Source organism: Nocardia sp. NPDC059195, from assembly GCF_042754695.1.
GTDB lineage: Bacteria > Actinomycetota > Actinomycetes > Mycobacteriales > Mycobacteriaceae > Nocardia.
Window position 1 is genome coordinate 47,376 of sequence record NZ_JBHZBG010000019.1, and the last position, 13,279, is coordinate 60,654.

At 66.9% G+C, this 13,279-nt stretch carries 15 protein-coding genes; 7 read left to right on the top strand and 8 right to left on the bottom strand.

Annotated features, from left to right (window positions below; genetic code table 11):
- Positions 1-23: 23 nt before the first annotated feature.
- The gene (locus ACFXKN_RS22730) at positions 24-1,394 is read right to left on the bottom strand and encodes a flavin-containing monooxygenase (protein WP_378963450.1); all 1,371 of its coding nucleotides are present in this window, start codon (positions 1,392-1,394) and stop codon (positions 24-26) included.
- Positions 1,395-1,431: 37 nt separating this feature from the next.
- Between ACFXKN_RS22730 and ACFXKN_RS22735 the strand changes: the two genes are divergently transcribed.
- From ACFXKN_RS22735 to ACFXKN_RS22745, 3 genes are all read left to right on the top strand, one after another.
- Positions 1,432-2,133: a TetR/AcrR family transcriptional regulator gene (locus ACFXKN_RS22735; RefSeq protein WP_378963449.1), complete on the top strand. Its 702-nt coding sequence runs from the start codon at positions 1,432-1,434 to the stop codon at positions 2,131-2,133.
- 235 nt (positions 2,134-2,368) lie between these two features.
- Positions 2,369-3,595, top strand: coding sequence for a lipase family protein (locus ACFXKN_RS22740; protein WP_378963448.1), 1,227 nt, complete (start codon positions 2,369-2,371; stop codon positions 3,593-3,595).
- A gap of 158 nt (positions 3,596-3,753) precedes the next feature.
- Positions 3,754-4,452, top strand: coding sequence for a lysoplasmalogenase (locus ACFXKN_RS22745; protein ID WP_378963446.1), 699 nt, complete (start codon positions 3,754-3,756; stop codon positions 4,450-4,452).
- An 11-nt stretch (positions 4,453-4,463) separates the two neighbouring features.
- Here ACFXKN_RS22745 and ACFXKN_RS22750 read toward each other — a convergent pair whose 3' ends face one another.
- Positions 4,464-5,084 (bottom strand): TetR/AcrR family transcriptional regulator, encoded by a 621-nt coding sequence (locus ACFXKN_RS22750; RefSeq protein WP_378963445.1) that lies wholly within the window; start codon positions 5,082-5,084, stop codon positions 4,464-4,466.
- 115 nt (positions 5,085-5,199) lie between these two features.
- On the opposite strand from ACFXKN_RS22750, the gene ACFXKN_RS22755 reads away from it, so the two are divergent.
- Positions 5,200-5,625 (top strand): hypothetical protein, encoded by a 426-nt coding sequence (locus ACFXKN_RS22755; RefSeq protein WP_379433774.1) that lies wholly within the window; start codon positions 5,200-5,202, stop codon positions 5,623-5,625.
- Between the two features lie 27 nt (positions 5,626-5,652).
- Positions 5,653-6,453, top strand: a complete 801-nt coding sequence (locus ACFXKN_RS22760; protein ID WP_379433775.1) for an SGNH/GDSL hydrolase family protein — start codon at positions 5,653-5,655, stop codon at positions 6,451-6,453.
- A gap of 29 nt (positions 6,454-6,482) precedes the next feature.
- Here the strand turns inward: ACFXKN_RS22760 and ACFXKN_RS22765 are convergent, their stop codons facing one another.
- Positions 6,483-7,913 carry a DHA2 family efflux MFS transporter permease subunit gene (locus ACFXKN_RS22765; RefSeq protein ID WP_379433776.1) on the bottom strand — a complete coding sequence of 477 codons (1,431 nt, stop codon included), beginning with the start codon at positions 7,911-7,913 and terminating at the stop codon, positions 6,483-6,485.
- Between the two features lie 83 nt (positions 7,914-7,996).
- On the opposite strand from ACFXKN_RS22765, the gene ACFXKN_RS22770 reads away from it, so the two are divergent.
- Entirely contained in the window at positions 7,997-8,767 is a 771-nt protein-coding gene (locus tag ACFXKN_RS22770) for a helix-turn-helix domain-containing protein (RefSeq protein ID WP_378963441.1), read from the top strand.
- Here the strand turns inward: ACFXKN_RS22770 and ACFXKN_RS22775 are convergent.
- On the bottom strand, positions 8,740-9,354 hold the full coding sequence (locus ACFXKN_RS22775; RefSeq protein ID WP_378963440.1) for a TetR/AcrR family transcriptional regulator: 615 nt from the start codon (positions 9,352-9,354) through the stop codon (positions 8,740-8,742). The genes ACFXKN_RS22770 and ACFXKN_RS22775 overlap by 28 nt on opposite strands.
- 89 nt (positions 9,355-9,443) lie before the next feature.
- Between ACFXKN_RS22775 and ACFXKN_RS22780 the strand changes: the two genes are divergently transcribed.
- Positions 9,444-10,826, top strand: coding sequence for an MFS transporter (locus ACFXKN_RS22780; RefSeq protein ID WP_378963439.1), 1,383 nt, complete (start codon positions 9,444-9,446; stop codon positions 10,824-10,826).
- Positions 10,827-10,929: 103 nt separating this feature from the next.
- Here ACFXKN_RS22780 and ACFXKN_RS22785 read toward each other — a convergent pair whose 3' ends face one another.
- From ACFXKN_RS22785 to ACFXKN_RS22800, 4 genes are all read right to left on the bottom strand, one after another.
- Positions 10,930-11,406 (bottom strand): nitroreductase family deazaflavin-dependent oxidoreductase, encoded by a 477-nt coding sequence (locus ACFXKN_RS22785; protein ID WP_378963438.1) that lies wholly within the window; start codon positions 11,404-11,406, stop codon positions 10,930-10,932.
- 37 nt (positions 11,407-11,443) lie between these two features.
- The gene (locus ACFXKN_RS22790; protein WP_378963437.1) at positions 11,444-12,172 is read right to left on the bottom strand and encodes an alpha/beta hydrolase fold domain-containing protein; all 729 of its coding nucleotides are present in this window, start codon (positions 12,170-12,172) and stop codon (positions 11,444-11,446) included.
- A 146-nt stretch (positions 12,173-12,318) separates the two neighbouring features.
- The gene (locus tag ACFXKN_RS22795) at positions 12,319-12,765 is read right to left on the bottom strand and encodes an alpha/beta fold hydrolase (RefSeq protein ID WP_378963436.1); all 447 of its coding nucleotides are present in this window, start codon (positions 12,763-12,765) and stop codon (positions 12,319-12,321) included.
- Positions 12,762-13,211 (bottom strand): hypothetical protein, encoded by a 450-nt coding sequence (locus ACFXKN_RS22800; RefSeq protein ID WP_378963435.1) that lies wholly within the window; start codon positions 13,209-13,211, stop codon positions 12,762-12,764. The genes ACFXKN_RS22795 and ACFXKN_RS22800 overlap by 4 nt, the downstream gene beginning before the upstream one ends.
- Positions 13,212-13,279 lie beyond the last annotated feature (68 nt).

A 13,279-nucleotide genomic window follows, 5' to 3' on the forward strand; every position in this document is an offset into this window, starting at 1 on the left:
GGTGTGGCGGAAGGGTTTCGGGGTCAGGCGAGAAGACGGGCGGCGGTGCCGATCGGTCGCGGCAGGCGACGGCCTAGCGCGCTCTCGGCGAACGGTGCCTCCCGGGTGCGCCCGGCGGAACCCGGGAGCAGGGCTCGCGCCGTCAGCAGCTGGGCAAGCGCGCGAACCAGCCATCGGCCACGCACTACCTCCCAGCGCAATTCCGGTCCGCCCGCGAGGATTTCGGCGGACGGCTCGGAAATGCGCTCGTAGAGATCGCCGACCGGGGTGCGCATCTGCTGTTGGAGAAGTGCGGCTTCGGCGAGTAGCCGAGAGCTGTTCATCAGCAGCATGCCCGCGCCGGAGCGCGGCGCGACCAGTCCGGCGAAGTACAGGTTGGCTACGCCGGGCGCGAAGGTGTGCGACACCAGTCGTGGCTGCCCGTTCTGCCATTCGAGTAGGCCGTCGCGCAGGAACGGGAAGGTGGTCTTGAACCCGGTCGCCCAGACGATGGTGTCGTAGGTACCGCTCGTGCCGTCGGTGAATTGCACTGTGCGACCGTCGAAGCGCGCGATTTCCGGCCGGACGGCGATCCGGCCGTGCTTGAGGAAATACGGGAGCTGCTGGTTGACCACGAGATCCTGATCGAAGATCCGGTGCTCGGGCTTGGTCAGTCCGAAGCTTTCATACCTGCCCATCCCGATGGTGACGAGCGAGCGGAAGATGGCTTCCTGCACCAGCCGAGGCACCGGCACCGAACCGACGTCGAAGTTTCCGCTCGGGATTCCCAGCACGTATTTCGGGATGAACCAGTAGCTGCGGCGCAGCGAGATGTCGGCGTTGTCGAATGTCACCGCGGCCTCGACAGCCAGATCACAGCCGGAGTTGCCCGCGCCGACCACGAGCACCCGCGAGCCGTCGAGGTCGGCAGGACGCTTGTAGTCCTTGGAGTGGATCTGCTTGCCGGTGAATTCGCCCGGATAGGCCGGGATATTGACATCCCAGTAGTGGCCGTTGGCGACGACGACTCCGTCGTACTCACGCACCGCGCCATCGGCGAATTCGACCCGCCAGCCGGCCAGGCCCGCGTCGTCGAGCGGCGCGACATCGGTCACCAGGGTGTCGAACTCGATGCGGCGGTCCAATCCGAACTCCGTTGCGAAGCCGCGCAGGTAGTCGCGCATCTGCGCCGCGCTGGGGAAGTCCGGGTAGTCGTCCGGCATCGGGTGGTCCGGGTATTCGGTGACCCCCTTGGAGCTGATCAGGTACGTGGAGTCGTACACGCCATGCGACCAGTTGCCGCCGATCGCCGCCGTGGCCTCGACATGGTCGTAGTCCAAACCCAGATCCGTATAGGCCTTCGCCACCGCCAACCCGGTGTATCCGGCCCCGATGATGCAGTACCGCCGCGCCATTGCTACCTCCGAAAAAGCTACAGTCAGTGTAGCTACAGTGAGTGTAGTATTTGCGCAGGCACTGCTGGATGTCAAGCAGTCCCTCGATAGGGAGAGGTGGTCGGCGATCATGGCCGAACGACGAAACCGCGCTTACGCACCGCGAATGGCACCCGAGCAGCGGCGCGAACAGCTGCTCGACGCCGTCTTGCGCGTCATCGTCGAGCAGGGCGTCCACAAGGTGTCCATCGACACCGTGGCGCGGGCAGCCGGCGTCAGCCGCCCCGTCATCTACGGCCTGTTCACCGATTCCGACCAGCTGCTGCGCGCCTCACTCGACCGGGAGGAAACCGCCGCGCTGGCGCAGATGGCCGAGGCGGTGCCGGTCGCCGCCATGGGCGATCCGCCCGCGGCGATCGCGGAAAGCCTCGAACACTTCCTCACCGCCGTATTGGCCGCGCCCGACCGCTGGCGGGCCATCTTCCTCATCGCCGATGCCAGCACCCCGGCCTTCCGCCATCGAATCGACCGCGGACGGCAGTCCTTCATCGCCGCACTCACCACGTTCGTCCGGGAATCCTGCCCACCCGAACGCCTGCCCACCCTCGATGTCGAACTCACCGCCCGCACCCTGTACGCGATGTTCTGGGAAGCAGGCCGCCTCGCCCTCGCCGACCCCGAAGCCTTCCCTCCACAGCGCATCCGCGACTACGCAGACACCCTCATCCCAGCCCTTCCGGCCTTCCACGCGGCCCGCTGACCGACCCGATCCTCCACACACGAGGGCCGATAGGCAGCCTTCAGAAACGCCTTGGACGCCCGGCCGGTGACGCGTGTCGCCAGCTGTCGCCGAACCGGCGCCACCGGAGGGGTGGCGGCGCTGCTGGTTGCCGGGCCTAGATCAGGATTTCTCTGCCGCTTGGGTGTCAGGTCCCATCGAATGCATTACGCTCGCGGACGCGAACTAGAACAGGTTCTCGGGGCGGGAGTTTGCCATGCGGGTAGTGGAGATCGCGACATTGCGCGCGACGGTGGTCGGTGCGGTTTTCGCGCTGGTCACGGCGTGCGCGGGTTGGGCTGCGGCAGTGCCGCTGCCGGAACAGGATTCGTTCTACGCCGAGCCTGCTGGTCTCGCGGACCTAGCCAACGGGACCGTGCTCGCGTCCCGGGCGATCGAACCGGAGTCGTTCCTGCTGCCGCTGCCCGCAGAGGCGTGGCAGGTGCAGTACAAGACGGTCGACAATCATGGGGCGCCCCGTGCCTACGTCGCGACAGTTCTGGTACCGCACCAGGAATGGACTGGAGACGGGCCGCGTCCGCTGCTGTCGTACCAAGTCGCCGAAGACGGTGTTGGCTCGAAATGCGCACCCTCGTACGCGCTGCGCGGTGGGATCGAGGGCGGCCCGAGCAACGCGTATTCCGAGACCGGCACGATTCGGCTTGCGCTGCAACAAGGTTGGGCTCTTGTCGTGCCGGACTATCAGGGGCCTGACTCCGATTTGTTCGGTGCCGATGGTTATGTCCACGGCGTGCTGGACGGTATTCGCGCCGCCAGAGCGTTCGCGCCCGCGGCTGTCGACCCCGCGGCGCCGATCGGCATGTGGGGATACTCCGGCGGGGCGCAAGCGACCGCTATCGCAGCTCAAGCGCACAGCACCTACGCCCCGGATCTGCGATTGAGCGGTGTGGCGCTGGGCGGGATCGTCGCGGACCTGGAGTCCACCATGTCCGGCTTCAGCGGTGGAATCGCCGGTGGGGCGACTGTGGTGGGCCTGGTGGGGTTGAACCGGTCCTATCCGGAAGCCGATGTGGCTCAATACCTCAACGAATCCGGCCGCGCGATGTTGGCCGCCAGCCAAGCCGATTGCCTGCTCAACGCCGCTCTCGCCTATCCCTTTCTCCATGCGGCTGCGCTGGAAGCGTGGCCCGGATCGATCACGAACAACCCCGAATTGAGCAAGGTGGTGCGGATGGCCAGTCCCCTGTTCCGCCCGGGCGCACCCGCCGTACCGGTGCTGCTCCACCACGCTGTCGCTGACGAATTCGCCCCTATCGGCGCGACGCGGGCCCTGGCCGAGAAATACTGCGGCGCTGGAATTCCGGTGCAGCTGGTGGAGAATCCGGTCGGCGAGCACGGCACCGAAGCTGTGGTGGGATTACCGACGGCCCTGACCTATCTGGCCGACCGGTTCGCCGCGAAGCCCGCGGCAAGCACCTGCTGAGCGGCATCAGGCCTCGCTGCGCAACTTCCGAAACAAGCCCGGCTGATCGGCTCATCCGCAAGTCGGCAGCCAGCCTTTATTTCGCGTCCGGCGTGTAACCCCGCCGAAGGTCTGAACGACGATTCACTCGGGGCCCGCTCGGCGGTACCGTGATTCCCATGAAGAGTCCCTGGATCATCGCTTTCGGCGTGGTGGCGGTGGTGCACCTCGTGCTCAACGGCGCTGAGGTGCAGCCGTGGGACAGTATCTCCAAGTGTTTGCTCGCTCCCCTGCTTCTCGGCTGGGTCATCGAGCAGAAGGGGCCGCGGCTGCTGGCGGCGGCGCTGGTGTGTTGTTTCCTCGGGGATCTGTTCCTCGAGTTCGATGGCCTGTTCATCGTCGGCATGGCGGCGTTCGCGGTCGCTCACCTGTGCTTTATCCGGTTCTTCATCTCCCGCGGCGCCATCGGCCGGCTCGCGCGCAAACTCTGGCTGGTCGGTCTCTACGTCGTCGCAGGCATCGCGATGATCGCGTACGGATGGTCCGGCCTCGAGGCTGGGCTCAAACCGGTCGTCCCGCTGTATGCGGCGCTGCTCGTCGGCACAGCAGCGACCGCACTCGCCACTGACGTCCGTGCTGGTATCGGTGGTCTGCTGTTCCTGATCTCCGACGGCATCATCCTGCTCGGTGAAGCCGGCCGGATCGACAAGGACGCCACCGGCACGGGCCTGGCGATCATGGCCACCTACATCGCGGCGATCTTCTTCCTGACCTCCGGCATCTTGAACCGCGAGAAGGTCACCATCGCCGCCGGACCCGGATTCGACCCGACCGTCCGTACGGACTGCTGGCCGGTCTTCCCCACCGCCGAGCCCTGACCGTTCAATCCTCAGCGAGCGCGCTGATCGCCGCGCGCTCGGTGGGCATCAGGGACGAGGGGTTCGATGAGGGTGCGGGCGAAGTTGGCCGCCGCTTCACGGTCGTCGCGGTGGCCGGGTGTGGACATGTGGCCGAGGAAGGCGTGCTGGAAGCAGGCGCCGAGCAGGAGTCCCGCGGCGGCCCGAACGTCGGCGTCCGGTCGCAGGCGGCCCTGCTGCTGTTCGGCTCGCAGGTATTCGGCGACTGCCTCGTTGACCTTGTGCGGTCCAGCGCCGACGCGCACCAACTCCGCCTTGTGGGTCGCCAGCGTCTCCGGATCGGCGAACATCGAGGCGAACAGCGGAAAGCCGTTGCGGTAGAAGGCGATGGCGCCTTCGGCGACAGCGGCGAGGTTGCCCACCACGTCTCCGGTGCCGGCTTTGTCGCGGAGCACCTCATCGAGCCAGCCGAAGCCGGGTGACCGTTCGCGCATCACCGCGACGAGCAGGTCAGCCTTGTTGGCGAAGTGTTTGTAGAGGGTCGCCTCGGTGAACCCGGCGGCCCGCGCCATCTGGCGCGTGGTCACGTTGGCCAGACCTTGCTCGGCCATCACCTCGGCGGCCGCGTCGAGGATCACGTCCCTGGTACCCATCCGCTCCTCCTTCAGCACTTGACATGGTCAGTAAACGCTCACTAACGTCATCTAAGCAAGTTAGCGAGTGTTTACTAACCAAGGGGTTCCGATGAAATCGCTGGGGGTACCGACCATGAAGCGAAAGATCATCGTCTTCGTGTGTCTGCTGCTGGCTGCCGCGCTCGCGGGCACCGCCGGCTACCTTGCCTTTCTGCGCCCGGCAGACAATCCACCCGCCGAGGCCTGTGCGCCGACAAGCACATCCGACACGCGCCCCATCGCGGTCGCGTCCGACACGGACGTGAACTATCTGCCTCTGCACGAGCGCATGACCGAGGTGCTCCTGCAGGCCGACACCCCCGGGCCGGAGTACTCCTTCAATTTCGTCCGCGCCCTCGCCGCGGCGACCCAGCACTACCTACTCGGACAGAGCTGGGATCAGGTCGCCCGCGACGGCGGCATGCGGCTGCTCATCGACCACATCCACCTGAACGACCGAGGCGGCGCGATCGTCGCCGATCTCACTTCGACCTGGCTCTCGTCCCTCCCCCGCCCCTGAAACATCTCGCCACACCAGGAGAACACCATGGCCCTCGTCATCACACTGGTCCTGCTCGCGCTGCTCGCCGTGGGACTGTGCGCACTCATGTACGCCGCCTTCCGGCGCCCGGCCACCAACGCGCCGAAGAAGTTCCTCGCCACGGGTCGCCGGCCCGGCGCCCACACCGTCGTGGTCGCCTTCGGCGACAGCATCACGCATGCCACCCTCAGCGCCGACTGGGTCGGCGCTCTGCGCGACCGATTCGATGCCGACGGGTACGACTTCGTCAACGCCGGCGTCAACGGCCACACGAGCACCGATCTTCTCCACCGGCTCGATGAGGTGGTGGCCTGCCGCCCGGACGCCGTGGCGATCATGGTCGGTACCAACGACGTCCGTAACGGGATACCGCAGGCGCAGTTCCGCACCAACCTGGAAACGATCATCGGCCGGCTCCAGACCAGCGGCACCGCTCAGATCGCGCTGTTGTCGGCCACGCCCCTTGGCGAGAACCCGGCCGACCCGGCCAACCGGACACTCACCGACTACAACATCGCCGCCGAGCAAACCGCCGATCGCATGGGCATCAGTTATCTGCCGGTATACGAGCGGATCGCCGAGCACCTAGGCCGAGGTACCACACCCCCGAAGTTCGCGTTCAGCTTCGGCCTGGCACTGAAGGTCGCGGTGCAGCACTACGTGTTCCGCCGCTCCCTGGACGACATCGCCCGAGGCAACGGCCTGATCATGCTCACCGACCACATCCACCTCAATGATCGGGCGGGCACGATCGTGGCCGACCTCGTCGCGAACTGGCTGTCCCACATCCCAGCCCCCGCGCGTTGACTGACATCGAAGTGCAAGAAGATCACCGGCTACGGTGCCGACCGGTGATCGCGCAACATCGTGGCGATGAGGATCGCCGCCAGGGTGACGAGGGCCGCGGCGATGGTGAGTGCGTAGGAGAACGCTTCTGACGCGGCCTGTTGATCATGGATCGAGTCGCCCAGCTCGTCATCGCGTCGGGTAGCGAGAGTGACCAGAACGGCCAAACCCACTGCGCCGCCGAGTTGTTGGACCGAAGTGAGCACAGCGGAGCCGATGCCGGCGTTCTCCTCGGTGGTGCCGGTGAGCGCGGTGACGGCCAGGGCGGGCAAGGTCATCCCGCAGCCGAGGCTGGTGACGAGCAAGGCGGGCAGTACGCCCGAGGCGTAGGCGTCGTGGCCGTCGATGCCCGACATCAGCAGCAGACCGGCCGCGCTGATCAGCAACCCGATCACGATCGCCGAGCGCGCACCGAGCCGCTTCACCGCCCGTCCCGACACCCACATTCCGGCGAGAATGCCCGCGCCGAACGGCAGATAGGCCAGACCGGCGGTGAACGGCTCGTAGCCGAGGACGGTCTGGATGTGCAGCATCAGCAGGAAGGCCATGGCGTAGAAGGCCGCGGAGAACAGCAGCGTGGCGGCATTGGCCACCGCCCGTGGCCGATAAGCCAGAAAGGACAACGGAACCAGCGGATCATCGGTGCGCTTCTGCACCGCGACGAATGCCACGGCCAGCAACGCCGCGGCGATCATCGCCACCGTGGAACCGACTTCGCCCCAACCGGTTTCGGCTGCGCGCAACAGTCCGTAGACCAGCAGTACCGGGGCGCCGGTGATGAGCACCGCACCGGGAAGGTCGATGCGCGTTCGACGGCTGCTTCTGCTCTCCGCGACCGAACGTGGCAGCAGTACCGAGACCACCACGACGACCGGCACATTGATCAGGAAGATCCATCGCCATGAGGCGAACCCGGTCAGCGCACCGGAGATCACCAATCCCGAGGTGGCACCCACCGCGGCGGTCGCACCCCAGACGCCGATCGCCTTGGCCCGTTCCCGCGCACCCGGATAGAGCAGGGTGAGCAACGCGAGCGCGGCCGGACTCGCCATCGCGGCCCCGGTTCCTTGGATGAATCGGCCCGCCACCAACTGCCAGGGTTCCTGTGCGAGGGCGCACAACACGCTCGCCACCCCGAAAAGCGCAACGCCACAGAGGAATATCCGACGCCGACCGAGCAGATCGGCCACCCGTCCGAACAACAACAGGAATCCGCCGAAGGCGAGGATGTAGCCGTTGACCACCCATGCCAAACCAGCGGTGCCGAACCCGAGGTCATCGCGCACGGTGGGCAGGGCGACACTCACCACGTTGTCGTCCAGATTCAGCATGAACTGGACCAGGCAGAGCATGATCAGCACCGCGCGGCGGCGGGCGGCGCCTCCTGCCGAGGCTGATTCCATCGTGGAAATCGAAGTCATCCATCGACGGTAGGCAGCGACGTCGATGGCCGATATACGTCACCGGGCCAGGTAATAGCGCGTTGAGGACATAGCCTGGTGGCATGTCCGCACCTGCTTTCGAACCTGCCCCGCTCGGCGTCGGCGCGATCGTGGTCGGCAGCTTCCCGCTCGCGGCCGGACAGTGGACCCATGAGCACTATCACCCGCAGCACCAGCTGGCCTGGACACGCACAGGCGTACTAGGAGTTGCTGTGGGAGAGGCGAATTGGGTTGTTCCACCGACTCGCGCGCTGTGGCTGCCCGCGGGAGTCGTGCACAAGACCGGTGCCAGCCGCGATGCCGTGCTGTGCAGTCTCTATTTCGAACCGGACCGATGCGAGGTGCCATGGACCGAGCCGACAGCGGTCCGGGTCGACGGTCTGCTGGCGCACTTGATCGCCCACCTCGCCCAGCAGCAATTGGTCGATGACCAGCGGATACGCGCGGAGGCGGTCGTCCTCGACCTGCTGCAACCGCTGCCGGCAACACCGATCGACGTGCCACGCCCTGCCGATGAACGAGTACTCGCGGTCGCGGACGCCCTGCTGGACAACCCGGCCGATCCACGCAGCCTGGAAGCACACGCCCGGACCGTCGGTGTCAGCCGACGCACCATGACGCGCTTGTTCGTCCAAGACACCGGGATGAGCTTCGACCGCTGGCGCACCCACGCCCGACTCCAGGCCGCACTGCCGCTGCTCGCCGACGGCCAGCCCGTCTCCCGCGTGGCACACACCGTCGGATACTCCACGGCCAGCGCATTTCTCGCTGCCTTCCGGCGAACGGTCGGCACCTCGCCGAGGCACTATCTCGGCGGCGATTCCTCCAACTGAGGCGGGTTGGACAGAATGGACCGCACGGTAGCATCGACAATCCGCGCGACATCCTCGATATCGATCCGCCCGGCCCGCCCTTCCTCCGCCGCGCCGTTGAGGATGTAATGCACGGCACTGACCAGCCAGCCGGCGGGAAGGTCGGTGCGGAACACGCCTTGGTCCTGGCCCCGGCGGATGAGTTCCTCGACTCGTGCGGCCGGCGTCCCGTGCAATTCGCGAAGGCGGCCGGCAGGCAATACGCCCTGAGCCGCGGTCAGCAGTGCGGCGGACTCCGCGACGAGTGACCAACTCGATGCGAGCAGCCGAGTGAAGGCGCCCTGCGCATCACCGGTGAGATCGACCTGGGCCAACGCCTCTTCGCCGACACGAATCGCGTCGACCAGCGCGGCCTCGACGAGTTCTGGCCGGTTCCGAAAATGCCCGTACACCGTCATTCGGCCCACACCAGCGGCTTTGGCGATGTCGTCGACGCTCGCCTCCGGGTTGATGCTCAGCTGTTCGCGCGCCGCGGCCACGATGCTGGCGATGCTGCGTTCGGCATCGGCGCGCCGCCGCGGACGCCCGGCCGTGCTGGAATTCGACACCTCACCACCCTAGCTCGTATAGCTGTGCATGAGTTACATTGGGCTCATAACTCGTATTGACATGTACTGGTTAGCGAGAGAGGTTGAAAATGACACAAAGCCCGCACCCGTTGCGATGGCGCATCCTGGCATTGCTCGGCACCGCACAGTTGATGCTGATCCTCGACATCACCGTCGTGGCAATCGCGTTGCCGCACATCGAGATCGATCTCGATCTCAGCCGCGAGGCACTGACCTGGACCGTGAGCGCCTACACGCTCGCCTTCGGCGGACTGATGCTGCTGGGCGGACGCATCGCCGACCTGGTCGGACCGAAGCGGGTGGTTCTGGCCGGGCTGCTGATCTTCACCGCAGCGTCACTGGTGACCGGATTCGCCGAATCGGCACCCATGCTGCTGAGCGGGCGCATAGCCCAAGGTGTCGGCGCGGCGCTGTTGTCGCCCTCGGCACTGTCGTTGGTCGTCACCTTGTTCACCGGCGAGGAACGCAATAAGGCCCTCGGCGTGTGGTCCGCACTTGGCGGTGGCGGCGCGGCGTTGGGCGTGCTGCTCGGTGGCCTGCTCACCGCCGGGCCGGGTTGGGCGTGGGTGTTCTTCATCAATGTGCCGATCGGACTGGTGATCCTCATCGGACTGGCACGGATGCTGCCGAACCATCGACCCACCGCCGAGTCCACCAACCTCGATGTGCTGGGCGCGCTCCTGGTCACGGCATCGTCGACCGCCCTGATCTACGCCCTGATCACAGCCGGTGAGCACGGCTGGCTGTCCAGCACCACCGGCTGGCTCGCCCTGCTGGCGGCGATCGGCTACCTCGCCTTCGCGGCGCGACAGAAGACCGCCCGCTCACCACTGATGAACCTCGCACTGCTCGGCCGTCGCCCAGTAGCGACCGGCACCTTCTTGATCACGATCGCGACAGCGCTGATGATCGCGGTGTTCTTTCTCGGCACCTTCTACTTCCAGAACGCGCGCGGCTACGGCGCACTGCACACCGGACTGCTGTTTCTGCCGGTGGCGCTGGCAACCATGCTCGGCGCCGACCTCACCGGCCGCATGCTCGCCCGCCTCGGCGTTCGCCTACTCGCCGTCGCAGGCTTGGTCATCGCGGCGGTCGGCATGGCGCTGCCCGCGTGGTCGATGACCCCGGTCACCGTGACATTGGGCGTCACGATCGCGGCAGCCGGAACCGGCGCCCTGTTCGTCGTCGCCTCCGCGACCGCGCTCGGTCAGGTCGATCCGCGCGAGGCGGGCATTGCGGCAGGCATCGTGAGCACCTTCCACGAATTCGGCGCATCACTCGGCGCCGCAGCGGTTTCCAGCGTGGCAGCCGCCAGCCTCATCGGCGATACCCTCACCGGATTCACCGACGGATTCACCGGCGCCGCTATCACCGCCGCGGTCGCGGCCATCGTCGCAGCGCTGCTCACAGCACCGGCGACAGCGAAGGAGAGCGTCACGAACAAAGTCTGAATATTGCTGTATCCAAACTGTCGAATCGCGACTATTCGGCGCAGGTGGCGGACATCGGCACACTCGCCCGGTGGATGGACCTGGACGAACCGGAGTTGGTGATTCAGCGCGGCGACAGGCGGACGAAGGGCAGGTGACGCCCGACCTCGCGGTAGTCCTCCTGGGAGCCGTCGGTGGCAAAGCCCATGAAGCGCACTAGTTTTCGGGCCGCGCCGGGGTGACGAGGAGCATAGCGAGCCATGAAGTCACCGCCTTCGTCCGTGCCGAGGGGGTGGGCGGTGACCGGGATCGTGCGCATGCCGGCCCGGATGCTGGTCTCGGGCGCGGCCAGAATGTTCTGGTACCAGGCGGCTTTGGGGCCGAAGCCGGAGCAGACCACGTAGCTGCCGTCGGTGCGGTCGTGTTCGACGACCTCGAGAACGACCTGGCGCTGCTTGCCCGAAACGCGTCCCACGTGGTTCAACAGGAGCAGCCGATCCCCGAAGACCCAGCCGAGCCGGAGTCGGTACAGATGGATAGGGGCCCGGAACAGTAGGCGCCGAATACCGGTCGGCGGCGCGGGGCGTTTGACGATCTCCATGGTGGCGCCTTTCAGTTGTGGACGGGCGCAGATCAGTTCACCCTCCCCATCCTATTTCGCGCACGATCGCCCGGGCCGCCGCCCGACCTTCCGGCGCGGGCACGAGGGGGTAGACGTGAATGGCGTCCTGGCAGACCGTCAAGGTCAGCTCGGCATCGACGGCGTCGGCGCGGCGCCGGAGCCGAACGGCGTCGGGGTACAGAATGTCGCGGGTGCCGAACCAGAGTGACTTCGGCGCGAGGCCACGCAGTTCACCGTGGATCGGGCTCAATCGAGGATCTGTCAGATCCGCCCCCGCGGCCCAGACGAGTCCGGCCCTGCGCGCACCCGCGCCGACCAACCACGGGTCACGTCGCTGCACAGCTGCGACGCCGGGCTCGGCCAGTGCCAGGTCCAGCCAGGGAGCGATGAGGACGATCCGCCGCGGCTGGGGCAGCGGACTGTCGAGCAGCGACTGCGCGAAGCCGAGCGCCAGGCCACCGCCCGCGGAATCGCCTGCGACCGTGATGGCGTCGAAGCGGTCGAGCACCTGTCGGTATACGGTCGTCACCAGGCCGTAGGCTTCGCGCCAATGATGGTGGGGCGCAAGGCCGTACAGCGGAACTTCGACATGGACGCCCGCGTCCGCGAGCTGGCCGATCAGTCGCCAGTGCTGGGACACGATCTGTTGAAAGTATCCGCCGCCGTGCAGATATACCACCGCGGTCGTGGCCTTTTCGGCGCGTGGCGCCACTGTCCAGCAGTCGAAACCGTCGATCGTACGCATGCCGACCTGGTGGCGGGCGCGTAGTCGGGCCGGTGGCCGTCCGGCCCGCGGTCGGCGTCGCATCGCACGGTCGACGGACTCCGCCGTCACGTATGTCCGTCGTCTCGTCGCGCGGACGAATATCGCGGCCGCGTGCATCATCAAGCTCACTGTCGGCTGCCTCTCCAGTAGTCGGGATCGGTGGGCGCCTCGGGGTAGTCGGCGGCGAGGCCGTTGAGCGCGAACCCGATGAAGCCCTTGCCGATCATGAGGTCGACCGCTTCGAGCACGGCCAGCGGATCGACGGCGGGTGCGCCGAGGTAGGCGCCGCGCAGGTCCAGCTCCGGCGCGTAGGTGGGTTGCAGCTCGGCGGCGGCCGCGGCCGCGCCACCACCTTGCGAGTAGCCGAACAGGCCGACCGGACCGGAGCTGTCGATCGTCGTTCCGGCGAGTCGTTGTGCGGCCCGCACGGCGTCGAGAACGGCGTGCGCTTCGGCGAGCCGGTTCAGCCAGTCATGGGTCGCCGGTGTGCCGAGGCCGTGGTAGTCGGTGACGACCACGGCGATGCCACGCACCACCAGCGCGTTGACGGCGACGGTCTCGAACTCGGTCATGACATCGAGTAGCGGCGTGTAATGCGCGATCTTGTCGAACAAGCGCGAGGGCGCGCGCAGTGATCGCCTTGCCCGTGGGTACCGACCGCGAGACTGACCAGCGGTCGGGGCCCAGGTCCGCTCCATGCGAGGGCCGGATCGAAGTAGGTGCCGGTGACAGCGACCGGTTCGCCGTGAGTGTCGTTGCTGCGGTACATGATTCGGGTAGCACTGGCCGGCATCGGCCCATTGGGGCCGGGTACCGAGAGCGCTACCGACATCGGTTCGGCTCGCAGGATGTCGCCGGGTGCACCCGCCGGGAGCGGGACCGGCGGCACGTAGAAGTCCGTCCCGGACGCCGGACACGCACCGGCGAGGCCGGCGACCATCAACGGCAGCACGAGCGCGACTGCCGCGAGAGTCACCGCAGTGCGGACCGTCGCCGCACAGCCTTCGGGGTTGATCATGAACGTCCTTCCGGGGCAATCGCCTGATTCGCGAGACCGACTCCGCACCAGCACGCAATTGGGAATCG

Excerpts from the sequence above, each read along its gene's own strand:
- ACFXKN_RS22730 (WP_378963450.1), bottom strand. The coding sequence starts at position 1,394 with ATGGCGCGGCGGTACTGCATCATCGGGGCCGGATACACCGGGTTGGCG.
- ACFXKN_RS22740 (WP_378963448.1), top strand. The coding sequence starts at position 2,369 with ATGCGGGTAGTGGAGATCGCGACATTGCGCGCGACGGTGGTCGGTGCG.
- ACFXKN_RS22745 (WP_378963446.1), top strand. The coding sequence starts at position 3,754 with ATGAAGAGTCCCTGGATCATCGCTTTCGGCGTGGTGGCGGTGGTGCAC.
- ACFXKN_RS22750 (WP_378963445.1), bottom strand. The coding sequence starts at position 5,084 with ATGGGTACCAGGGACGTGATCCTCGACGCGGCCGCCGAGGTGATGGCC.
- ACFXKN_RS22755 (WP_379433774.1), top strand. The coding sequence starts at position 5,200 with ATGAAGCGAAAGATCATCGTCTTCGTGTGTCTGCTGCTGGCTGCCGCG.
- ACFXKN_RS22760 (WP_379433775.1), top strand. The coding sequence starts at position 5,653 with ATGGCCCTCGTCATCACACTGGTCCTGCTCGCGCTGCTCGCCGTGGGA.
- ACFXKN_RS22765 (WP_379433776.1), bottom strand. The coding sequence starts at position 7,913 with ATGACTTCGATTTCCACGATGGAATCAGCCTCGGCAGGAGGCGCCGCC.
- ACFXKN_RS22770 (WP_378963441.1), top strand. The coding sequence starts at position 7,997 with ATGTCCGCACCTGCTTTCGAACCTGCCCCGCTCGGCGTCGGCGCGATC.
- ACFXKN_RS22780 (WP_378963439.1), top strand. The coding sequence starts at position 9,444 with ATGACACAAAGCCCGCACCCGTTGCGATGGCGCATCCTGGCATTGCTC.
- ACFXKN_RS22785 (WP_378963438.1), bottom strand. The coding sequence starts at position 11,406 with ATGGAGATCGTCAAACGCCCCGCGCCGCCGACCGGTATTCGGCGCCTA.
- ACFXKN_RS22790 (WP_378963437.1), bottom strand. The coding sequence starts at position 12,172 with ATGCGTACGATCGACGGTTTCGACTGCTGGACAGTGGCGCCACGCGCC.
- ACFXKN_RS22795 (WP_378963436.1), bottom strand. The coding sequence starts at position 12,765 with ATGACCGAGTTCGAGACCGTCGCCGTCAACGCGCTGGTGGTGCGTGGC.
- ACFXKN_RS22800 (WP_378963435.1), bottom strand. The coding sequence starts at position 13,211 with ATGATCAACCCCGAAGGCTGTGCGGCGACGGTCCGCACTGCGGTGACT.